Below are 21,638 nucleotides of genomic sequence, written 5' to 3' on the forward strand. Positions count from 1 at the left end.
GCGATAATAAATCCGGTCGGCCCGTTCAGAGGAAGTCGCTCATGTCCGGCGCGCCGCCGCCGTCGTTGTTCTGGGTCCCCGGGAGCGATTCGGCGATTGCCGCGATGAACGAGTCGAGCCCGCGCGTCTGATACCACACCGTCCCCGGCCCGGTGAACTCCATCACCAGGCCTTCGCCGCTCAAGAGTGTCGACTTCAGGCCGCCGACGCGCCGCGCGTCGAAGTCGACCGAGTTGTCCCAGGCGACGACGTGCTCGTTGTCGACAGTGTAGGTCTCGCCGGCGTCGAGTTCGAGGGACTCCAGCCCGCCGAACGCTTCGATGAAGACGTCGCCGGTCCCTTTCAGCGCCAGCGGCGTGATGCTCGCGCCGGCCAGCAGCGACTTGATGCCGCCGAACTCCGAGTCGATGTCGATGGCCGGGTCGGCCGCGAGGAACGCGCCGTCGACGGCGTACAGCGTCTCGTCGTCGAGCGAGTGGTGGTTCACGTCGCCCGGTGCCGGCGGCGCCAGCGTCAGGCGACCCGGACCGCCCGTCGCGGTGAACTCGTTTGCCAGCAGGGACTCGCCGCCCAGCAGTGACTTCGCCGAGCTGAGGATGCCGTCCCTGCTCGTCGTCGTGTTGATCTCGATAGTCGAGGAGTGACTCACCATCGCCCCGGGTTCCGCGAGGATGGATTCGCCGGCCTCCATGTCGAGGACGACGTGCGTGTAGGCGGGTTTGTGTGTCAGTTCGATATCCATGACAGGTCAGTGTGACATTGCTCGCTATCCGGTATAAACGTTCACCGCCAAAGCGTTCCGTTTCCAAAGGAGCACGCCGAGTCGGAGCGGGTGCTCCCGGAACGTGACGGTGAGCACACCGACGTGCATGACTCAGTAGTCGAAGATGACCGTGATAACAGCTGCCCCTAGTCCCGCCCCTCCTCTCTCCGGATTCGTCTGCGTACCCGATGTCGGCTCTGTGGGCCGTTCTCACGGCCCCGCACCCGTTCCCTCTACACTTTTGTGACGCGGATAGCAAGTCCAGTGCATGGGAAACGCGAACGACGTGGACTACGCTGACCTGCACGACCCGAACGCAGAGTACACGATGCGCGAGCTCTCCGCGGAGACGATGGGCACCACCGCCAAGCGCGGCGGCGGCCGGGACGTCGAGATTACCGACGTCCAGACGACGATGGTCGACGGGAACTTCCCGTGGACCCTGGTCCGTATCTACACCGACGCGGGCATCGTCGGCACCGGCGAGGCCTACTGGGGCGCGGGCGTCCCGGAACTCATCGAGCGGATGAAGCCGTTCGTCGTCGGCGAGAACCCGCTGGACATCGACCGCCTCTACGAACACCTCGTCCAGAAGATGTCCGGCGAGGGGAGCGTCGAGGGCGTCACCGTCACCGCCATCTCCGGTATCGAGGTCGCCCTCCACGACCTGGCCGGCAAGATTCTCGAGATCCCGGCCTACCAGCTGCTCGGTGGCAAGTATCGGGACAAGATGCGCGTCTACTGTGACTGCCACACCGAGGACGAGGCCGACCCCGATGCCTGTGCCGCAGAGGCCCGGCGGGTCGTCGACGAACTCGGCTACGACGCGATGAAGTTCGACCTCGACGTCCCCAGCGGCTTCGAGAAGGACCGGGCGAACCGCCACCTCCGCCCCGGTGAGGTCCGGCACAAGGCCGAAATCGTCGAGAAGGTCACCGAAGAGGTCAAAGACGAGGCCGACGTCGCTTTCGACTGTCACTGGACGTTCTCCGGCGGGTCGGGCAAGCGCCTGGCCGACGCCATCGAGGAGTACGACGTCTGGTGGCTCGAGGACCCGGTCCCGCCGGAGAACCTCGACGTGCAGGAGGAGGTCACGAAGTCCACGAAGACGCCCATCACGGTCGGCGAGAATCGCTACCGGGTCACCGAGGAGCGCCGCCTCATCGAGAACCAGGCGGTCGATATCATCGCCCCAGACATGCCGAAGGTCGGCGGCATGCGCGAGACCCGGAAGATCGCCGACGTCGCGAACCAGTACTACATCCCGGTCGCGATGCACAACGTCTCCTCGCCCATCGCGACGATGGCCAGCGCGCAGGTCGGCGCCGCTATCCCGAACTCCCTGGCGGTCGAGTACCACTCCTACGAACTGGGCTGGTGGGATGACCTGGTCGAGGAGACGGTCATCGAGGACGGCTACATCGAGATCCCCGAGGAACCCGGCCTGGGTCTGACGCTCGACCTCGACGCCGTCGAGGAACACATGGTCGACGGCGACACGCTGTTCGACGAGGAGTGAAACGACTCGTCGGGCTCGCTGAGCGAAGCTCAGCGGTGTTTGACGAAGCGTAAGCTCGGTAAGCACGAAAATCTCTGATTTTCGGCGTTCGACGAGGAGTGAAACGACTCGTCGAGCCTGCCGAGCTTTGCTCGGTATTGTTCGACGAGGCGTAGCGATTTTCTCCGACCGGTCTCGGGGGGTTCGACGATCCGGAGGATCCATCTCACCCCAGTCTTTATCGTATCAGGTGAACAACGATAACACATGGCACGGAGCGGTAGCGGTCTGACGCCCTTCGAACACCTCTCCCGACGCTACGACGACGCTGACCTCACCTGTCCGAAGTGCGGATACGAAGACGACGACGGGTCCTGGCAGACGGTGGCCGACGGGCGACGAATCAACTACCGACACCTCTGTCCCGGGTGTGGCTACCTCCGGACGCGGACGGTCACGCTCTGAGCACCAGGTGGGCCACGTCGCCGTGAGACCGGCAGTGGCGTCTGTACCCTGCCCGAGTGCCTTCGCGTCTCCCCCGAGACCGGGGCCGACGAGCTGGCGTCCGGGCGCGAGGAGACACTACGGCCCCTCGATTGGGCGAGAATCGGATCTCGAAGCGGTAAAACCGGGTCCGTGTCGCTGTGGATTGGACGGCGCTTACAGTGTGAATCGCTCGACCGTCGTCCCGGCCGTCTCGAGGTCGGTGTCCGTGGCGGCGGCGACCGTCACGCGGTTCTCGCCGGCGGCCGCGGCGACGCGCACCACGAACTCCCCGCCGGTGGTCGGTTCGCTGACGACGGTCTCCGCCGGGGTCTTGATGGCGACGAGGTCGCCGTCGGTCTGGACGGTGATGACCAGTCCGCCGGTCTCGTAGGCCGTGTCGACCCACAGTTCGGGGCCTTCGGGACGCTCGCTCCCCAGATAGCGCTCGCGAAGGACGTCGGGCGTCTCTATCGGCTCACCGGCTTCGATGCCGTGGGCGAGACGGATGAACTGCGCCATCGACCACACCAGCGGTGTGGCGGCTCCGGTCCCCTCGCCGAACGCCCAGTTGTAGTCGCTCGGGTCGTCGATGTCCCAGACCTGCTCGGGAATCATCCGGCCGGAGTTGGCGAAGTTGGCCATCGTCTCGAGGAGGCGCTGGGGGTCGTTCTCCCCGTCCGTGGTGCCTGCGAGCAGCTCGTACTCGCCGCGTTCGCCGGTGAATATCGGCCAGAGGCGACCCTTGCCGTCGCCCTCGTGGGGGTGCCACGGCGCGCCTTCGTCGTCGCGCTCCAGCTCGCCGTACCCGTCGCCGACGTAGCGGTAGAAGCCCGGGCCGTTGGGCGTCTCGACGCGGATGGTGTCGTCGACGACGTCGACGGTGTTCTGGACGACCTCGTCGTCCCACGGCTTGATGCCGAGGCGGACGAGCTCCAGGAAGCCGCCGTCGATGATCTCCCGCTCGTCGATCATCGGCCCGCCGTTAGCCAGCGCGCGCCGCGCTGCCTCGTCTGGGTTCCCGTCGCGCGTGATGCGGACGTAGTACGGAGTCTGCTCGATGCCGTCGCTTCCCTCCTGCGTAGCGGTCCAGGACTCGACGTCTTCGACCCACTGGTCGGCGACGGCGTACCAGACGAGCGCGTCGCCGAGGCTGTTCTGGTCCTCGGCGATGGCTGCCCCGCAGGCGAGGCCGGCGATTTCCGCTGCGATTGAACTCGGGGAGTAGCCGGACTCCTCCTCCCAGCGTTCCTGGGCCGTCACCGGGCCGTTGCGGACGACGTAGTCGGCCGAGCGCCGGACGTTCTCGTAGTCGTAGTCGACGTCCGTGAAGTCGAGCCCCTGCTCGGCGAGGTGGTACGCCATCACCTGCGGGAACGAGATGTTGTCCATCTGCTCGCCGCCCCAGCGCGTCCGGCCCTGGAGGTAGGTGTTCTGGGGGATGAACCCGTTCTCCTCCTGCTGGTACTCGTAGATGTACGCCAGCGCGTCCGCGGCCGTCTCCAGGTCCCCCATCGCCTCGAAGGCCGTGAACGTCTGGTAGAGGTCGCGCGACCAGACGAAGTTGTAGCCGTAACTCTTGGGCTGGTCGGAGGGGACCGCGTCGCCCCACGGGACCGAGGGGCTCGCGATGGCAGCGCCGTCGAACGTCTTGTCCTCGCAGGCCTGGATGACCATCATCGAGGTCTTGTACTGTGCGGCCAGTTCGGGGTAGTTCTTGACCGACGCCGGCAGGTGCTTGTCCCTGAGGAAGTCCGCCCAGGAGTCGACGTAGCCGTTCTTGACCGTATGGAAGCCACGGGTCAGCGCCCCGTCGGCCTCACCCAGCGCCCCCGCGGTGTCGGACTCCTGTGCGAAGCCGATGCCGACCGTGTCGGCCAGTGACTGGCCGGTACCGATGCGCCCGATGAGGACGACGTTCTCCTCGGCGGCCTCGTCTCGCGGCTCCGGCACCTCGCCGTCGACGAACAGGCTCCGGATGCGGTCGGAAGCCGCGACTTCGACGGAGGCCCAGTCGAAGCGGTCGGTGCTCGTCAGCGCGACCGCGACGTTGTAGGGTTCGCCGTCCTCGTCGACGAGCAGGTGTTCCTCGTCGTAGACGTCGAACGCCGAGGAGTCACGCGCCGCGAGCGAGTACTCGCCGGACTGGCCGAGCAGGAGGCCACGGTCCGTGTCCCCGGTGTTCGTCAGGGCCGTGTCGACCACGGTGAACACCTCGTACTCGTTGTCGTCGTCGGCCTCGAACGAGACGTTCGTGAGGATGGCGTCGTGCTTGGGGTCGGTGACGTAGTCGGCTTCGAGCGTCCACTTGTGGCCGTGGCCGTCGCCAGTCTCCTCGATCGTGTGCCGGAAGCAGAGCGCGTCCTCCTCGACGATTTCGGCGCGTCGCTCGATAGTCTCGGCGTGGTCGTCGGTGCGTGATTCGTTGTGGGTCCGGGCGACGTAGTCGGAGTCCCCGTCGCTGTCGACGACGAGGAAGTCCATCGTCCGGAGGTTCATCGAGTCGATGCGCGGGTAGCGCGCCTCGGTGAGCGCGCCTTCGGTGAGCGTGAACCAGACCTTCGAGGGCTCCGGGTCGTCGTGGTCGGCCACCGTCGCGACGGCGTACTTCTCGCCGGTCGTCCAGTGGGGCCGTTCTTCCGGGCCGGCCGGTTTCGCCGGCGTCGGCAGCGCACCGAGGTCGCGGAGCGTGGCCGTCGCCTGCAACCGGACGGCGTGGGTCCAGCCGAGCGGCGCCGCGCTGTCCGGTTCGCCGTCGTCGAACACCTGCTCCGCGAGGAAGCCCACGTCGGTGCCAAAGGGCCCGTCGTTCAACAACAGCGAGTAGAGGTCGGAAGCGAGGTCGAGGAGGTCGTCGGGGTCGTATCCCAGCGTCTCGACGAGGATGCCCAGCTCCGCGGCGGCCCGCGCGCCCAGAGCTGTCGACACCGACCAGATCTTCTCCTCGGCCTGGTCGTGCCTCCGCCACGGGTCGCCCTCGTAGCGGACGAGGCCCGCGACGCCGTCCCCGCTGTCGCGATACAGTTTCGTCACGACGTTCTCGACGTGTTTCTCGAGTCTGACGAGGGTCTCGTCGTCGACAGATGCGATCTCCGCGTAGGCTTTCACGCCGCTGACGAGTTCGAGCGCCGCCGAGTCCGCGCGGTCGTCGAGTTTACCGTCCCGGATGCGGATGCCGTAGTGCTCCTGGTCCGCGCTCCAGAGGTCGTCGAGCGCGTCGAAGAGACGGGCCGCCTGTGCAGCGGCATGTTCTCTGAGGTCGCCTTCGAGCGGGGCCGTTGCCACCGTCGAGTACGCTTCGAGGAACTTCGCCGTGGTGTGCGTGAAGCGCCCGGTCATGTCCTCCCAGGCGTTCTGGCACGGCAGCGGGAGGCCGTCGTCGCCGAGACTGTCGTCGAGCCCCCGGACGGCGTTCTGAATCGTGTCGACGATTCGGGCCCGGTCCTCGGCGGAGAGCAGGTCCTCTCGTTCGGTCAGGACGGTCGCGAGATACGCGGTCACCGAGGCGCTCTGGTCGGCCTGGTACCCGCTGCCCACGCCCTCGATGCGCTCGTTCGCCCAGCCGGGGGCGAGGCGTTCGTCGACCGCCCAGATTCTGTGGGGCCAGGTGCCGTCCTCCCGCTGGGTCCGGCAGTAGAGACGGGCGCTGTCGAGCAGCTGGACGTCCAGGTCGATGCCCATCCGCTCCGAGACGTCGAGGAGCGCCGCCGACACCTCGCTGTCGTCGCGGAACCAGGTGTACCCGTACCCGCCGGTGTGCTCGAAGAAGGGGTCGAACTCGGGGGCCGCCAGCCGGGCTCCGCTCGGGGCGGTCAGGAGCGACAGTGCCCGGAGGTCGGCCGTCACCTCGTCGCTCTGGGGCGTATCCTCGGGGATGGGCGTGATAGCCCGGTCCAGGGCGGCCTGGCGGATGTCGTCGACGGAGGCGTGGGTCCGGGCGGCGTGCGTGACGTCGCTGAGGGCCTGTTCGCGCGTCGTCTCGTCGTGGTCCGACACCTGGGTGACGAGCGTCGTCTGGGCCGCGCGACCGACCTTCTCGAGGTTGGCGGCGACGACGATGTCACCGGTCAGCGACCCGCGCTCCATCTTGCCGACGTGCCGTTCACGGGGGTACTGAATCGGGGCGTCGTCGAGCAGCTCCGCCATCGTCTCGACCCGGTTGCCGACTGCCATCTCGACCTGCGTCGAGGCCGCGACGTAGTCGTGTTCGCGGCGGTGGTACACCTCGACGACGCGGTCGTCGTTGTAGCCGGCCGACTCGTGGACGAGCCGACTGACCTGTGTCTCCTTGCCTTCCGGCGCCAGCGTGAGGAAGGCGACGAACTTCGCGTCCGCGGGGACCTCGCCACGGAGCTCGACGTGGGTGAGGTGAGCACGGCCGAGCGTCAGGTCGTACTGGTGGACGCTGAACGCACCGGCGTCGTACTCCGTCTCGACCAGCGGCGTCTCCCGGTAGTAGTGCTGGCGGATCGGGTCGATGTCGTCGAACCACTGGATCGCATCGCCGGTGTCGATACCGAATCGAGAGCGGTCGACGCCGTGGAGGCCGGACAGTTCGGCAGAGTAGTCGCGAAACGAGCCGTCCCGGTCGACGTAGATGAGGCGGTCGCCGAACCCGGAGAACGCACCGGTGGTGGTCGGTGCCTCGCCCGGAAACGGCTCGTCGAGACGGCTCTTGTATTCGTTGAGGGCGGTTCGAAGGCGCATTAGTCGGGCAACGTGGCAGACAGAGTAAAACATTGGCGGTTGGGGCAACGAAACCGGCAAATTCCCGTCTGAAATCGGCCTTACGCCGCGTTGCGGGTGCGCCGAACCGGGGTAGAGTAGCGGTAAAGAAATGGATTAATGAGCGGGATTTCTACGCGAACTCCGAGCTCAATGAGTAAGAAACTTCAACTCGTGAAGAGGGTTCATGCATATGAAGCATCCAGGCCAACCTCGATTCGCGGCAGTCGGTGAGACGATAGAGCTCGCGCCGAGGGACCCGAACCCGGACGCGACGTACCAGTGGCGCATCGGCGACGCACCCGAACAGTCAGACGTAACGCTCGGCGACGACGCGGTCCTCTCTTTTCGACCGGACGTGGCGGGCCGCTACACCGTTCTCCTCTCCGGGCCGACCGGCGACCACGAACTGACGGTCCGCGTGTTCCCGTCGGACAAAGCCGTCGGCGGCCTCGCCGGCGGCGAGAGCGGTGTCAGTGGGGCAAGCGGGCAGAGCGGCTTCCGCGGCCAGAGCGGCCAGTGGTCCGGGCAGTTCAGTGGCAGCGCCCGCGGTTCGGGGACCGGGTCCGAGGGCGGCGACCAGCGTGGTCGACCACGAATCCAGCTCAGCGGCGGCGTCGAGGGCGACGACGTGGTTGTCAGGGCCACCGTCAAGACCTCGCCCACCAGTGACGCGGCCGACGAGGACCTCGACGTCGAGTTCGTCGTCGACGACCGGGACACCGTGCCCGACGGGTTCGAGACGAGCGACCGCGAGGCGACGGCCCCACTCGACAGCGTCGACGACCCCTTCCGCATCCACGCAGTCGCGCTCGGCGAGCAGTACAGTGTCCCGGACGCCGTCCGCGTCCACCCCGACGGGGACGTCGAACTGCTGAACGACCCGCCCCAGTGGGGCAAGGAGATGACCCTCTACGAGGTGTACGTCCGTGGCTACAAGGAGGGCGACGAGGACCAGTCGGTCTTCGAGGTCATCCAGGACAACCTGGGCGAGATTCAGGACAACGGCGTCGACACGCTGTGGTTGACGCCCGTGCTCCAGCACGACGGCTGGGACCACGGCTACAACATCACGGACTTCTTCTCGGTCGCCGACGACCTCGGCACCGAGGAAGAGTTCTCGGACCTCGTCGACGCGGCCCACGACCGCGGGATGAAGGTCCTGTTCGACCTCGTGCTCAACCACTCCGCCCGGGACCACGAGTTCTTCAAGCGGGCACAGGCCGGCGACCCCGAGTACCGCGACTGGTACGAGTGGCAGGACGACGGCTCTCCCGGGACGTACTTCGACTGGGAGTACATCGCGAACTTCGACTACACGAACCTCGAAGTCCGTCGCCACCTGCTCGACGCCGTCGACAAGTGGGCCGAGTACGTCGACGGGTTCCGCTGTGACATGGCGTGGGCCGTCCCGACGCCGTTCTGGCAGGAGATTCGAGAGCGGGTCCGCGAGGACCACCCCGAGTTCGTCCTGTTGGACGAGACCATCCCGTACATCGCGGACTTCCACAACCTCGCGTTCGACATCCACTTCGACACGACGCTGTATTTCACCATGCGCCAGATCGGCCGGGGCGAGGCCGATGCCGACGACGTGCTCGACGCGCTCGAACAGCGCGCGGTCACGGGCTTCCCGGACCACGCCGGCTTCATGCTCTACGTCGAGAACCACGACGAGACTCGCTACGTCGCGGAGTGCGGCCGCGAGGCGCTCGAAGCGGCCGCCGCCGCACAGTTCACCCTGCCGGGCGTCCCGATGCTGTACGCCGGCCAGGAGATCGGCGAGCGAAACCGCCGCGGCCACATCTACTGGGAGCACGCCCAGGAGGATCTGCGCGAGTACTACCAGGACCTCACGTACACGCGGAACACTATCCCCGCCCTGCAGTACGAGGGCGACTACGAGGAAGTCCAGTACCAGTGTGACGACGACATGGTCACGGCCTTCGCCCGCGAGGACGACGAGGGCAACCGCTACGTCGTCGCGCTGAACTTCGGCGGCAACGCGGCCACCGTCTCCTTCCCCGACGAGGACGTCGACGGGTACGACGAGGTCCGGGACGAGGACGTCTCTGCGGCCGACGGTGACGCAACCGTCGAGAACGTCGCCATCCTCTACGCCGGCTCGGAGTAAGCAAGACCGCGCGGCCGCGACACGCCACTCGCCCGTCCGACGGGGCCGAACCCAGTGGCAGCGAGACGTCGGACCCGATTGGCTGCTGTCACAATCGCCTGATTTATGTTCCCGAGACCGAATGTCTTGGTATGGGAGATTCCCGAGTCGTAGACTTGCTTCGGAAGGCCTACTCCGACGAGATCGAGACCGTGATGAACTACCAGACGAACGCTATCGTGCTCGACGGCGTCCGCGCCGAGGAGATCAAAGAGAGCCTCCAGACGGACATCCAGGAGGAGCTGAACCACGCCGAGCAGCTCGGCCAGCGCCTCAAGCAACTCGAAGCCCAGCCGCCGGGCTCGATGGACTTCGTGGCCCGCCAGGAGTCGCTCCAGCCGCCGGAGGACTCCACCGACGTGCTGTCGGTCATCGAGGGCGTCCTCGACGCCGAGGAGGACGCCATCGCGACGTACCGTGACCTCATCGAGGCCGCGGAGGACGCCAACGACCCGGTGACGGAGGACCTCGCGGTGACGATTCTGGCCGACGAGGAAGCGCACCGGACGGAGTTCCGCGGGTTCCGGACCGAGTACCGGAACGACTGAGGCCGTCGGACGGTCGGGCGACGCTCGCTCGAACGGTTTCACCGGCTGAAAACTGGACTCTGTGGCGCTCGCCGCGTCACGGAGCGAGCACGTCGCCGTCGACGCGATTCTCGACGACTTCTTTCCGCGATGCGTCGTAGATGATGAGTCCGTACGACTCGAGTTTCGGAAGGTGGGCGTGATGGAGACGTATCTGTACGCTCTCGATATCGGGCTGGTCGTCCCGAACCGCCGTCGTGGCCCACACAGTGTGGGCGATATCCATCAGCGTCACTGTTCCATCGACTCGCTGAAGGACCGAGAGCGCCTCGCGCCGAACGTCGTCTGCGAGTAGCTCGTGCCGTTCGCTTTCCTGGAGCTGCTGTCGTTGGATACGATCTCCGTTGTCGGGGCTCGTCATATGTTTGACCTCTGGGATACCTCCACTGAGTGACCCTGCATCCCTGCTAGTAGGACCTATCACGGACTGCTGGATAATAACCTAACCTAGAGACTTAGGTAGCAAATATCGATTACTCCCCGAACTGGTCGACGATAGCGTCGCGGTCTACCTTCGACGGCCCCGACATCGGCATCGTCTCGACGAAGCGGAGCGAACGCGGGTGTTTGAACCGTGCGAGGCGCCCGTCGAGGAACGAGCGGAGGGCGTCCACGGTGAGGTCCTCGTCGCCCTCGACCACCGCGCGTCCGACCTGTCCCCAGCGCTCGTCGGGCACTGCGACGACCACGACGTCGTCGACGGCCGGATGGTCGGCGATGGCGGCCTCCACCTCCGCCGGATAGACGTTCTCGCCGCCGCTGACGAACATGTGTTTCTTCCGCCCCTCGATGTGGTAGTAGCCATCTTCGTCTACGCGCGCGAGGTCACCCGTGGCGACCCACCCATCAGCGCCGAACGTCGCCGCCGTCGCGTCAGGGTCGTCGAGGTACCCGGCCGCAGCGTGGGGCGACCGCAGCTCCAGTTCCCCGATCTCCCCCTGGTCGACGACCGTCCCGTCGTCGACGACGCGAGCGTCGACGTGCATGGCCGGACGGCCGACGCTGTCTGCCTTCTCGGCGTCCCATCCGGTCGGCATCGCGAAGTTGTTAGGGCCACACTCGGTCAGGCCGTACCCCTGCGAGAGGTCGACGCCCCGGTCCCACCAGGCCTCCAGCACTGCTTCCCGGCAGGGGCCGCCGCCGGACTTGGCCACCCGGAGCGACGAGAGGTCCGTCGCCGCCCACGCCTCGTGTTCGGTCATCGCCCTGAGCACTGCGGGGACGGCGACGAGTACCGACGCGGCCTCCGTCTCGATGACCCGGAGGACCGCTTCGGGGTCGAACTCGCGGGCGAGCACGACGGTGCCACCCATGTGCCACAGCGGGACGGTGACGACGTTCCAGCCCCCGGTGTGGAACAGCGGGAACACCAGCGGCGTCACGTCGTCCTGCCGTAGTCCCCAGCCCGTGATGGTGTTGAGCGAGTTCCAGACGATGCCGCGGTGGGTCAGGACCGTCTCCTTGGGTGTCCCGGTCGACCCGCCGGTGTGGAGCAAGAGGTGTGGGGCTGACGGTTCAAGCGGCGCCGACTCGACCGGACTCCCGTCGGCCGGCCGCGCCGCGTACGACACGCTGTCCGGGAATACTGAATCCGTCCCCGTGCTTGCCGCTGTCGCGAGAGTCAGCACCGGACAGTCGACGTCGGCACGGTCCCGTGCCTCGGCTGTCGTCTCCAGGAACGGCTCTTCGACGACGAGGAGCACCGGGTCGACGCGGGCCAACAGCGCCCCCAGTTCCGGCGGTGCCAGTCGGTGTGAGAGCGGCGCGAGGACGCTCCCGGTCTTCCCGGTGGCGAAGAAGAGGTCGACGACGGCCGGTCGGTTCCGCGACACGACGGCGACGGCGTCGCCGGCGTCGACTCCGTACTCATCCAGCAGCCGCACAGCCCGGTTCGCTCGGCGGTCGAGTGCGGCGTAGGTGTAGCGCTCGCCCGTCGTCGCGTCGACGAGTCCCGTCCGGTCGGGCGTCAGCGCGGCGCGCTTCTCGCTCCACGCGCCGACCCAGTCCTGTGGCGGGCCGCGCTCAGTCATCGGTCAGGAACTCCCGGAGGTGCTCGTTCACGCGGTCGGCCGCCTCGACGAACAGGAGGTGCGGTGCGCCCTCGAACCGGACGAACTCGGCGTCCGGGAGCCCCGCCGCCAACAACTCGCCGTTCTCGATTGGGACGACCCGGTCGGCGGTGCCGTGCAGCAGGAGGACCGGGACCCGAATCTCTTGGAGCCGGTCCGAGACGTCGAACGCCTCGACGGCGGCGTTCTGCCAGACGAGGGCCCGGTCGCCGGCGTCAGATTCGAGCCGCCAGTCGATAATCCGCTCCACCAGCGCCTCGTTGTCGGTCATGAACGACTCCGTCATCGCTGTGGCCATCTTGTACCGTCGCGACTCGCGTTCGTCGTAGTCCTCGGGGACGTCGAACAGTCGTTCTCTCGTCGCCTCGGGTACCGGGGCGGCCTCGGGCCCACCCGGTGACGTGCACATGAGCGTCAGGGAGCGCGCCCGGTCGTATTCGAGAGCGAACTGCTGGGCGACCATCCCACCCATGCTCGCGCCGACCACGTGTGCGCTGTCGACACCGGCGGCATCGAGGACGGTCGCCAGGTCGCTCGCCATCTCGGACATCGTGTACGGGCCTTCGGGGACGTCCGAGTCACCCGTCCCGCGGCTGTCCCAGACGATAGTGTCGTAGGCGTCGTCCAGGGCCCGTCGCTGCCAGCGCCACATCCACCGTCCGTAGCCGATTCCCTCGACGAACGCGACCGTCGGTGCGTCCGTCGGCCCGGTCCGTTCGTACGCGAGGCGGACCCCGTCGTTCGTTGCGTACTGCATGTGCCCGGTCCTGTTGGTCCCACTGTGGGGGCCGGCGGTCATGAACGTTCCCCGTAGACCAGGGTGAGCACAGACCTCGATGCGACCTCGACGCCAGTAACTAATCGGACGCAGGACCCGGTCAATCGTCCGTATTTATCATAATCGACCACCCACCCCCTGTCCGATTCAATACTGTTTTAGGCCTCGCATTAGCACACAGTGGTATGACTTTGCACGCCAGAGATATCAAACAGGACGTCCGTGAACTGGGCGAACTCCTGGGCGACGTTCTCGAGGCGCAGGCGTCGACCGACGCATTCGAGACGGTAGAGAAGATCCGGAAGTCGTCTATCGAGTACCGACGGGGTGAGGCGGACACGCGAGTCGACGTCGGCCGGTCGCTCGACCGACTCGACCCCGACGAACAGGACGTCGTCACGCGAGCCTTCACGACGTACTTCGAGCTCATCAACCTCGCCGAGGAGCGACACCGAGTCCGACAGATCCGCGAGGAGAGTCAGGCAGGCGTGCTCGAAGACAGCGTGACCGAAGCCGTCGAACTGCTCTCCGAACAGGGTGCCGACGCCGAGACGGTCGAGAGCGTCCTGGAAGACGTGCTCATCCAGCCGACGTTCACCGCACACCCCACCGAGGCCCGGCGGAAGACGGTCAAGGCCAAGCTCCGTGCCGTCGCCCGGGACTTAGAGACGCTCGACGGCGTCCGCCTCACCGACCGCGAGAAGGACCTCGTCGAGCGCGACCTCGAGGCCGAGGTGACGAGCCTCTGGCAGACCCCACAGGTCCGCGACCGGCGCCCCGAGGTCACCGACGAGGCGCTCAACGTCCAGTGGTACCTGGAGAACGTCCTGTTCGAGGTCATCGACGAGGTGTACGACGAGCTCGAACACGCTATCGACGAGGAGTACGAGGAAGACATCGACGTCCCGAAGCTCTACGAGTTCCGGTCGTGGGCCGGGTCGGACCGGGACGGGAACCCCTTCGTCACGCCCGAAGTGACCGAAGAGACGCTCGAACGCCAGCGTGACACCATCCTCCCGCTGTACCGCAACAAACTCAAAGAGCTCTCCGGCGTCCTCAGCCAGGACGCGGACAACATCGACACGGACCAGCGCTTCGACACCCGCCTGGCAGCGCACAAGGAACGACTCCCCGGCGTCGCCAGCGAAGCGGAGGAACGGTACCCCGACGAACCGTACCGACAGAAGCTCAAACTGATGCGCGAGTCGGTCGTCCGTGTCAGCGACGTCCGTCAAGGTGGCTACGAAGAGGCCAATGAACTGGCGAAGGACCTGCGCGCCATCGCCGAGAGCCTCCGCGAGAACGACGCGGAGGTCATCGCGGAGTCGCAGGTCGACCCGCTCGTTCGGAAGGTCGACACCTTCGGCTTCTCCCTCGCCAGCCTCGACCTGCGCGACCACCGCGCGATGCACACCAACGCCATCGCCGAGGCCGTCGACCGCTACGGCATCGACTACGAGGGGATGGACGAGGACGAGCGCGTCGAGTTCCTGACCGAGGCCATCCTCCAGGACGAGCGGACTATCGACATGGCGGACACGGAAGCGCTCTCCGAGGACTCGCAGCGGGTCATGCGCCGGTTCCGAGAGACGGCCGAGTGGCAGAAGGAGTACGGCGTCGACGCCATCGACACCTACGCAATCAGTTGGTGTGAGGAGCCGAGCCACGTCCTCGAAGTCCTCTTCCTCGCCAACCAGGTCGGCATCGTCGACCTGCCCGGCTACTGCGGGCTGGACGTCGTCCCACTGCTCGAATCCGAGTACGCGCTCTCGGGCGCCCGGCGCATCATGGGCACGCTGTTCGAGAACGAGGCGTACTCGATGGCACTGGAGGCCCGGAACAACGTCCAGGAGATAATGCTGGGCTACTCCGACTCCAACAAGGAGAACGGGTTCCTTGCCGCGAACTGGTCGCTGTACAACAACCAGAAGCGACTGGCGAACATCACCAGCGACTACGACGTCGAGATGCGCCTGTTCCACGGGCGCGGGGGCTCGATCTCCCGTGGCGGCGGCCCGATGAACGACGCGATGCTGGCGCTGCCAAACGAGACGGTCACCGGCCAGATCAAGTTCACCGAGCAGGGCGAGGCCATCTCCGAGAAGTACGCGAACGACGACATCGCCGAGCGGAACCTAGAACAGATGCTCAACGCGCAGACCCGGGCGCGCTACAACGCGATGCAGGACCCCGTCGAGGAGATTCCCGACGAGTGGCGCGAGGCGATGGAGACGGCATCCGACGCCGCCCGCGACGAGTATCAGGACCTCCTCGAGACCGAGGGGTTCGTCGAGTACTTCGAACAGGCCACGCCCATCACGGTCATCGAGAACCTCAACATGGGCTCCCGGCCCGCCTCACGCAGCGAGGACCGCTCGGTCGACGACCTGCGGGCCATCCCGTGGGTGTTCTCCTGGACCCAGGCCCGGTGTATCATCCCCGGGTGGTACTCCATCGCCACAGGGCTCCAGGCCTACCTCGACGACGGCGGCGAAATCGAGGAACTCGCGGAGATGTACGACGAGTGGCCGTTCTTCCGGACGAAGATCGACAACGCGTCGCTCGCGCTGGCCCGGACGGACATGGAGATCGCCCGGGAGTACGCCGACCTCGCCGACGCGGACCTTCGGGAACGGATCTTCCCGCGCATCGAGGACGAGTACGAGCAGGCTGTGGCACTCATCAGCGAAATCACCGGCCGTGACGGACTTCTCGACCGTGAGTGGCTCGCCGAGAACCTCGACCGACGGAACCCGTACGTGGACCCGCTGAACCTGTTGCAGGTCCGGCTGCTGGCCCAGTCGCACCTCACCGAGACCGAGCAGCGCACCCTCCGGCTCACCGTCCAAGGCATCGCTGCCGGGATGAAGAACACTGGGTGACGAGTAGGCCGGCGGCTCTCCCGTCGCGGCGTTTACTACAGGGGTAGTTGTATCGAAGGATTTACTGTTCCACCGTCGGGACGATTCGGTATGGCTATCGAGTCAATTCTGCTCGCAGTCGGCCCCTCCGACAAGACCCGTCTGGAGGAACTCGCGGAGACGGCCATCGACATCGCTGGCCCGACCGGTGCCGAAGTGACGATCGCGCACGTCTTCACCGAGGACCAGTACGACGACGTCATCGAGCGGTTGGAGTTCGCTTCGGCCGGGGACGCCGACCCCGACGATGTCGCCGACCGACACACGAACGTCCGAGACATCGCGGCGATGCTCGATTCGGCCGACGTCCCCCACTCCACTCGGGGTGCTGTCGGCGAACACGGCGACGAAATCGTCTCGCTGGCGGAAACGACCGGTGCCGACCTCGTCATCGTCGGCGGCCGCAAGCGCTCCCCGACCGGCAAGGCCGTCTTCGGCTCCGTTGCCCAGGAGGTCATGCTGAACGCGCCGTGTCCCGTGACCTTCGTCCGCGGCGACGAGTAAGCCCGAGCACACTCTCTCGTTCTCTCCGTTACTCGTAGTCGCGACACCCCGAGACTGCGACGAAACTCGGTCGATATCCGCGCCGAACCGCGACCGGACTACTCGACCAGCGCCGCCTCAAGCAGTTCCAGCGGGTGGCAAATCTCGTAGCCCGACCCGTGTTCCATCTGCATGGCACACGTCGGACACTCCGTCATCCCCACCTCGCCGTCGGCGTGGGCCATGTGCTCGAACATCTCCTCCCCGATGGCCATCGACTTCTCGTACTTCTCTTCCTTCCAGCCGTAGGTGCCCGAGATACCCGAACAGGACTCGCCGACGTCCTCGATGCCGGCACCGTCGAGGTCGCGGAACAGCTCGACGGCCTGCCGGTCGAGACCCTGGTTGCGGGCGTGACACGGCGCGTGGTACGCGAACTCCTCTGCCAGGTCGCCGGAGACCTCGGCCTCCCGGACCGCGCCGGTGAGGTCCTCGTGGATGCGGAGGTACTCGACTGACTCGAAGGTGTTCGAAGCGACGTCTTCGATGCCGTCGATGTCGAACAGCTCGGGGTACTCCTGGCGTAGCGCCATCGAACAGGAGGTACAGGACGCGATAGCGTCGTAGCCCTGTTCGACGAGGTCCGCCATCGAGGCGACGTTGACCTTCGCGTGGCGTTTGGCGTCCGAGAGCATCCCGTTGGCGAACATCGGCGTCCCGGAACAGCGCTGTTCGGGTGCGACCACCTCGTAGCCGAAGTGCTCGTACACCCGGACCATCGCCTTGCCGACCTCGGGCGTGTTGTAGTTGGAGTAACAGCCGTGGAAGTACGCCACCTTCTTGTCCGACTCGGTGGGTTCGCCGCGTCGCTCGCGACTCTCTCGGGCGTTGTGTCGCGAGGCATCCGCCCCGCCGCGCGCTGCCCACCACTCCCGGAACGTCTCGCTGGCGAACTCGGGGAACTCCCGCTCCTTGGTGACCCCGAGCGTCTTCTCCATCAGCCACCGGGCCGGGCCGAAGTTCATCGCGGCGTTCGCGAGGCGGGGTACTTTGCTCGCGAAGAACGCCGACGTACGGTAGTTCGCGAGGATTCGGTTGCGGACGTACTCGACCGAGAGCTTGTCCATCTGCTTGCTGACGTACTCCCCGCGGGCGGTGTTGTGCATCTGGCTGAGCGGGACGCCCGACGGACAGGCGTTGTCACAGCGCATGCAGTTCGAACAGGACATCACCGAGTCGTCGACGGTGTAGCTGTCGTCGGACTGCTTGAGGCGCCACTGCTCGGGCCCCTGGAACTTCGGGCCCGGGAACTCGTCGTCGACCTCGGCCACCGGACAGTTGGTGTCGCAGGTCGCACACTTGTAACACGAATCCGACCCGGGTCGGAGGTCGAAGTCGTCGCTGTCGGGGAAGACGTCGACCGGTTCGACCTCCTCCCCCGTGTTCGGTGCAGCTGGGTCGAACGTGGATGGACTCTCTTCGGCGTCGCTCATTGTGCCTCCGCTGCGGCGTGCAGGCCCGCCGCATAGCCGGTCGCAATCGATACCCCGCTTCCAGATTTCTCGGCCGCGTAGTCGTAGCCGCCGAGGACGCCCCCGGCGGCACGGAGGTTATCGAACTCCGGTTCTCCGCCCCCGTCCAGGGGCCGTAACTCTTCGTCCGTCGCGACGCCGAACGCCGCGAACGGGTGGTCACCGAACACGTCCGTGTCGAACCAGTCGTAGCGGTCCGACGGGTGTGGGACGTGACAGTCGAAGACTGGTTCGGTGACGCGCTCGCGGTCGGAGTCGATGCCCTTCCCGACGAGACCGCCCGTCGCGAGGACGTACTGGTCGGCTGAGAGGGGGATTCTCGCGCCGTTCTTCTCGAGGAAGACCCGTTCGAGGGTGCCGTCGCCCTCGTACTTGACGACGGGGTTCCCGGTCTCGAAGCTCGCCCCGCTCTCGTCGAGGGCCTCGAACAGGGCGTCTTCGAGGCGGAGCCCCGGCAACGACGGCGGTCCCATGGGCACCTCGAAGACGTCGGCGCCCATCTGCTGGCCGAGGTCGGCCCGGATCTCCGCTGGACGGTCGTCACCGAGCACCGCCGGGAACCCGACGCGTGCCTCGTCTTCGATGAGCGGGTTCACCCGCGCGGCCAGCGCCTCGCGGATGGGCCGCGTCCGGCCACGAACAGTGACGTCGCGGTTCGTGTCGAGAAGTTTCGCGTACCGGGTCACCTTCGCGTCCGCGCGCAGGCCGCCCGGAAACTGAACGGTGACGCCGCGGACGTCGAACGGTGCCCCGACGGCGTCGAGGTGGGCGGCGGCGTGTGGCGCGTCGAAGTCCGTCATCGATTCGAAGCCGACCAGGAGCATGTCTCGGTCGTCGCTCGCGAGGCCGGCGGCGGCCCCACTGGGATACCGCGCGGTCGGCTTGACCGTCCCGCCGTGGGTCGGCAACAGGGCGTTGGTGTCGGTGTGGCCCCCCTCGTACTGTGTCACCTCGTCGAACAGTCCCATCGCCTCGCGGACCGTATCGACGCCGACCGTCCGGTAGGGATGTTCCTCGGGCAGGTCCCCCATCGCCTCGTAGGGGTCGGGCAGTGGCCCGTCGCCGTCGGGCGTGTACCCCAGCAGGTCGACCAGTCCGGATGCGTTCCGGAGCGTGCTCTGTTTGTACGAGACGAGGCGGACGTCCGCGCCTTCGTGGGCAGCGGCTATCGCACTTGTCAGGCCGGCCAGGCCGCCGCCGACGACCAGGATGTCAGACTCAATCGCCATGTCGACCCCCGTCGGCGGCGACGTCCGTGGCAGCCGACCCGCCAGTGTGGTCGAGGCCGCCGTCGAACGCCGCGAAGTCGACCGGGTCGCCGTCTGCCGGGTCGTGATCGCGGTTCTGCGTCGTCGCGTGCAGCGAGTAGTTCAGCGCCGCCTGGGAGAGCTGGTCGCCCCAGAGCGCGTGGCGCTGTCCCTTCCAGCGTTCCTGGAGGAGCTCGTCCCACGCTTCGCGGACGACCCGCTGGTCGAAGTCACCGTGGAGCTCGTTCGCGAGGCGGTGGCAGCAGAACCCACCCTGACAGTTGCCCATGGTCGCTCGCGTGCGGATGCGGACGGCGTTGAGGTCGGAGCCGGACTGCGAGATGGCGTCCTGTACTTCCGCCCTGGTCACGCCCTCGCAGGAACAGACCGTGGGGTTCGGTCGGTCGGTCCCCAGCACCTCCTCGGCACGAGAGCCGAGGCGTTCGACGCTCCGGCGACCGATGGGCGAGCGGAGACCGAACTCCTCCATGTAGTCCCGCATGACGGTGAAATCCTCGCTGCCCGGGAGCGGGACTGCTGCAGTCCGGCAGTCGCGCTCGAGACCGAACTTCTCACAGACGTGGTCCGATATCTTCTCGCCCATCATCCGGTAGGTGGTGAACTTCCCGCCGACGATGCTGGTCATCCCCGGCAGGTCGTCGCGGTCCTCGTGGTCCAGCAGGAAGAAGTCCCGCGTGATGTCGGTCGGGTCCGTGCTCCCCACGTCCGGCGGTTCGTAGAGGGGACGGACGCCCCAGAACGAGCGGATGGTCCGGGCCTCCTCGAGCATCGGCACCAGCTCCGAGAGGGTGTCTATCATCATGTCGACCTCCCACTGCTCCTCGGGGTAGTCCTCTGGGTCTTCGACCTCCTCGTCGGTCGTCCCCAGGATGGCTGTCGTCTCGTGGGGGACGATGATGTCGGCGTCGCCCTTGGGCTTACAGCGGTTGATGACCGTATCGACCTGTCGGACGTTCATGATAGTCATGACGCCCTTCGACGGACGGACCTCGATGTCGAGCCCAGCCATGTCACCGATACGGCCCGCCCACGCGCCCGTTGCGTTGACGACGTAGTCGGCGTATATCTCCTCGGTGCCGCCCTGCGTGCCGTGGACTCGCTTTCCGGGACCAGACGTGTGTTCGACTTCGACACCGACGACCTCCCCGCTCTCGACCAGCAGGTCGGTGACCTTCGAGTGGGTCTCGATGCGCGCCCCGTACTCCTGAGCACTCGCGGCGTTGGCGACGACGAGGCGGAACGGGTCGACCGCGCCGTCGGGGACGATTATCGCCTTGTCGATGTCCTTCGCCAGGTGCGGTTCCATCGCGCGCGCCTCCTCGCGTGAGACCACTTCGGCCGGAATCCCACACTCCTCACAGCCCTGCAGCTTCTCCTGAAAGTACTCCTCGGAGTCCTCGGGCCGCTTGACGAACAGCCCGTCGGTCATCTCGACGCAGTGACTGGCGATGTCTCTGAGAATCCGGTTCTCCTCGATACACTCGGTCGCACTGGCCTGGTCGGAGACGGCGTACCGCCCCCCGCTATGGAGCAGTCCGTGCATCCGCCCGGTCGTCCCGTGTGTGAGGTTCCCCTGTTCGAGGAGTGTCACGTCGAGGCCGCGCATCGCGAGGTCCCTGGCGATTCCAGCGCCGGTCGAACCGCCGCCCAGGACGGCGATGTGTGGTGTCGATGCCATTTGGTATACCGGCGATTTGAAGCGCATCTACTTTATTTTACCGCCGAGTGGTTGGTTACAGTAAATTTAATGGGTAATCATGTGTGACCGACCGCAAGTTCACCACCGGTACCACCAGTCTCTGCCCGAACACGCGCTCAGTGTCCTCAGACAGAGTCTGACGCTGCGGACGGTCCGGGTACGTTCCCGGATGAGTTCAACTCCGACACGTAATTTACGTCTGACTGTCGGCCACCCGTCAACTAATTCGAGCGCCGGGTGGAGTCGAATCGACTGGTCCCGAGGAGCGTCGGTTCGCGATTCCACTGGCGGGTAGTTCCGGACCTGTCGGTACGCGGTCTCAAAGGTTCTCGACTATCGGCTTCCCAGGCGTGGCACCTTCCACGAGACGGCCAGCTGATTCCAGCCACCCCATCGCGAGTCGATGGGTCTCACGCCTTCAGAGACCAATATCCGACTCGCTCGACGTTCGGTTCGTTCGAAGCGAAGGCGGGTTCGTGGCCGGGTTCAGGTCCTTCCGTTCGTTCCCACAGTATTCGGGGACGACCGCCGTCTCAGTCCGACCGAACTTCTGCGCCTGGCTCGATCGCTCGTAGTGGGAAGCGAACACTGACAACCCGTCTCCCATTCTTTACTCTCGACACCGGTCAATCAGTAACTTTTATAATGATACACTATGA

The 21,638-nt window shown here is 66.3% G+C and carries 14 protein-coding genes; 6 read left to right on the plus strand and 8 right to left on the minus strand.

The features are described 5' to 3' along the window. Positions 1 to 25 precede the first annotated feature (25 nt). Positions 26 to 742 (minus strand): TIGR00266 family protein, encoded by a 717-nt coding sequence (locus P1L41_RS11295; protein WP_276295830.1) that lies wholly within the window; start codon positions 740 to 742, stop codon positions 26 to 28. Between the two features lie 289 nt (positions 743 to 1,031). Between P1L41_RS11295 and P1L41_RS11300 the strand changes: the two genes are divergently transcribed. Next, positions 1,032 to 2,282 carry a mandelate racemase/muconate lactonizing enzyme family protein gene (locus P1L41_RS11300; RefSeq protein WP_276295831.1) on the plus strand — a complete coding sequence of 417 codons (1,251 nt, stop codon included), beginning with the start codon at positions 1,032 to 1,034 and terminating at the stop codon, positions 2,280 to 2,282. 246 nt (positions 2,283 to 2,528) lie between these two features. Next, the gene (locus tag P1L41_RS11305; RefSeq protein WP_276295832.1) at positions 2,529 to 2,726 is read left to right on the plus strand and encodes an HVO_0649 family zinc finger protein; all 198 of its coding nucleotides are present in this window, start codon (positions 2,529 to 2,531) and stop codon (positions 2,724 to 2,726) included. A 195-nt stretch (positions 2,727 to 2,921) separates the two neighbouring features. Here P1L41_RS11305 and P1L41_RS11310 read toward each other — a convergent pair whose 3' ends face one another. After that, positions 2,922 to 7,451: a DUF7997 domain-containing protein gene (locus tag P1L41_RS11310; protein ID WP_276295833.1), complete on the minus strand. Its 4,530-nt coding sequence runs from the start codon at positions 7,449 to 7,451 to the stop codon at positions 2,922 to 2,924. 211 nt (positions 7,452 to 7,662) lie between these two features. Between P1L41_RS11310 and malA the strand changes: the two genes are divergently transcribed. Together malA and P1L41_RS11320 are read left to right on the plus strand one after the other, a co-directional pair. Continuing rightward, positions 7,663 to 9,603 (plus strand): alpha-amylase MalA, encoded by a 1,941-nt coding sequence (gene malA / locus P1L41_RS11315; RefSeq protein ID WP_276295834.1) that lies wholly within the window; start codon positions 7,663 to 7,665, stop codon positions 9,601 to 9,603. 131 nt (positions 9,604 to 9,734) lie between these two features. Beyond that, positions 9,735 to 10,190, plus strand: coding sequence for a ferritin-like domain-containing protein (locus tag P1L41_RS11320; protein ID WP_276295835.1), 456 nt, complete (start codon positions 9,735 to 9,737; stop codon positions 10,188 to 10,190). 76 nt (positions 10,191 to 10,266) lie between these two features. On the opposite strand, the gene P1L41_RS11325 is transcribed toward P1L41_RS11320, so the two are convergent. The 3 genes from P1L41_RS11325 to P1L41_RS11335 all read right to left on the minus strand — a co-directional run bounded on the left by P1L41_RS11325 (position 10,267) and on the right by P1L41_RS11335 (position 13,055). Continuing rightward, positions 10,267 to 10,590, minus strand: a complete 324-nt coding sequence (locus P1L41_RS11325; protein WP_276295836.1) for a DUF7344 domain-containing protein — start codon at positions 10,588 to 10,590, stop codon at positions 10,267 to 10,269. A 112-nt stretch (positions 10,591 to 10,702) separates the two neighbouring features. Continuing rightward, on the minus strand, positions 10,703 to 12,259 hold the full coding sequence (locus P1L41_RS11330; RefSeq protein ID WP_276295837.1) for an AMP-binding protein: 1,557 nt from the start codon (positions 12,257 to 12,259) through the stop codon (positions 10,703 to 10,705). Further along, the gene (locus P1L41_RS11335) at positions 12,252 to 13,055 is read right to left on the minus strand and encodes an alpha/beta fold hydrolase (RefSeq protein WP_276295838.1); all 804 of its coding nucleotides are present in this window, start codon (positions 13,053 to 13,055) and stop codon (positions 12,252 to 12,254) included. Before P1L41_RS11335 ends, P1L41_RS11330 begins: the two co-directional genes overlap by 8 nt. Before the next feature lie 206 nt (positions 13,056 to 13,261). Between P1L41_RS11335 and ppc the strand changes: the two genes are divergently transcribed. Together ppc and P1L41_RS11345 are read left to right on the plus strand one after the other, a co-directional pair. Then, entirely contained in the window at positions 13,262 to 15,958 is a 2,697-nt protein-coding gene (gene ppc, locus P1L41_RS11340; protein WP_276295839.1) for a phosphoenolpyruvate carboxylase, read from the plus strand. 90 nt (positions 15,959 to 16,048) lie between these two features. After that, positions 16,049 to 16,501 (plus strand): universal stress protein, encoded by a 453-nt coding sequence (locus tag P1L41_RS11345; protein ID WP_276295840.1) that lies wholly within the window; start codon positions 16,049 to 16,051, stop codon positions 16,499 to 16,501. 98 nt (positions 16,502 to 16,599) lie between these two features. Here P1L41_RS11345 and P1L41_RS11350 read toward each other — a convergent pair whose 3' ends face one another. The 3 genes from P1L41_RS11350 to glpA are packed head-to-tail and all read right to left on the minus strand — an operon-like array spanning position 16,600 to position 20,958. After that, positions 16,600 to 17,973 (minus strand): anaerobic glycerol-3-phosphate dehydrogenase subunit C, encoded by a 1,374-nt coding sequence (locus tag P1L41_RS11350; RefSeq protein WP_276295841.1) that lies wholly within the window; start codon positions 17,971 to 17,973, stop codon positions 16,600 to 16,602. Then, positions 17,970 to 19,241 (minus strand): glycerol-3-phosphate dehydrogenase subunit GlpB, encoded by a 1,272-nt coding sequence (glpB, locus tag P1L41_RS11355; protein WP_276295842.1) that lies wholly within the window; start codon positions 19,239 to 19,241, stop codon positions 17,970 to 17,972. Before glpB ends, P1L41_RS11350 begins: the two co-directional genes overlap by 4 nt. After that, positions 19,231 to 20,958, minus strand: a complete 1,728-nt coding sequence (gene glpA / locus P1L41_RS11360; RefSeq protein WP_276295843.1) for an anaerobic glycerol-3-phosphate dehydrogenase subunit GlpA — start codon at positions 20,956 to 20,958, stop codon at positions 19,231 to 19,233. The genes glpB and glpA overlap by 11 nt, the downstream gene beginning before the upstream one ends. Positions 20,959 to 21,638 lie beyond the last annotated feature (680 nt).

The sequence above is a fragment of the Haloarcula ordinaria genome (genome assembly GCF_029338275.1).
In the GTDB taxonomy this organism is placed as follows: domain Archaea; phylum Halobacteriota; class Halobacteria; order Halobacteriales; family Haloarculaceae; genus Haloarcula; species Haloarcula ordinaria.

What these genes read in the sequence shown, in the direction of transcription:
- P1L41_RS11345 (WP_276295840.1), top strand. Translation starts at nt 16,049, where the DNA reads ATGGCTATCGAGTCAATTCTGCTCGCAGTCGGCCCCTCCGACAAGACC.
- P1L41_RS11295 (WP_276295830.1), bottom strand. Translation starts at nt 742, where the DNA reads ATGGATATCGAACTGACACACAAACCCGCCTACACGCACGTCGTCCTC.
- malA (WP_276295834.1), top strand. Translation starts at nt 7,663, where the DNA reads ATGAAGCATCCAGGCCAACCTCGATTCGCGGCAGTCGGTGAGACGATA.
- P1L41_RS11325 (WP_276295836.1), bottom strand. Translation starts at nt 10,590, where the DNA reads ATGACGAGCCCCGACAACGGAGATCGTATCCAACGACAGCAGCTCCAG.
- P1L41_RS11310 (WP_276295833.1), bottom strand. Translation starts at nt 7,451, where the DNA reads ATGCGCCTTCGAACCGCCCTCAACGAATACAAGAGCCGTCTCGACGAG.
- P1L41_RS11320 (WP_276295835.1), top strand. Translation starts at nt 9,735, where the DNA reads ATGGGAGATTCCCGAGTCGTAGACTTGCTTCGGAAGGCCTACTCCGAC.
- glpB (WP_276295842.1), bottom strand. Translation starts at nt 19,241, where the DNA reads ATGGCGATTGAGTCTGACATCCTGGTCGTCGGCGGCGGCCTGGCCGGC.
- glpA (WP_276295843.1), bottom strand. Translation starts at nt 20,958, where the DNA reads ATGGCATCGACACCACACATCGCCGTCCTGGGCGGCGGTTCGACCGGC.
- P1L41_RS11305 (WP_276295832.1), top strand. Translation starts at nt 2,529, where the DNA reads ATGGCACGGAGCGGTAGCGGTCTGACGCCCTTCGAACACCTCTCCCGA.
- ppc (WP_276295839.1), top strand. Translation starts at nt 13,262, where the DNA reads ATGACTTTGCACGCCAGAGATATCAAACAGGACGTCCGTGAACTGGGC.
- P1L41_RS11335 (WP_276295838.1), bottom strand. Translation starts at nt 13,055, where the DNA reads ATGCAGTACGCAACGAACGACGGGGTCCGCCTCGCGTACGAACGGACC.
- P1L41_RS11350 (WP_276295841.1), bottom strand. Translation starts at nt 17,973, where the DNA reads ATGAGCGACGCCGAAGAGAGTCCATCCACGTTCGACCCAGCTGCACCG.
- P1L41_RS11300 (WP_276295831.1), top strand. Translation starts at nt 1,032, where the DNA reads ATGGGAAACGCGAACGACGTGGACTACGCTGACCTGCACGACCCGAAC.
- P1L41_RS11330 (WP_276295837.1), bottom strand. Translation starts at nt 12,259, where the DNA reads ATGACTGAGCGCGGCCCGCCACAGGACTGGGTCGGCGCGTGGAGCGAG.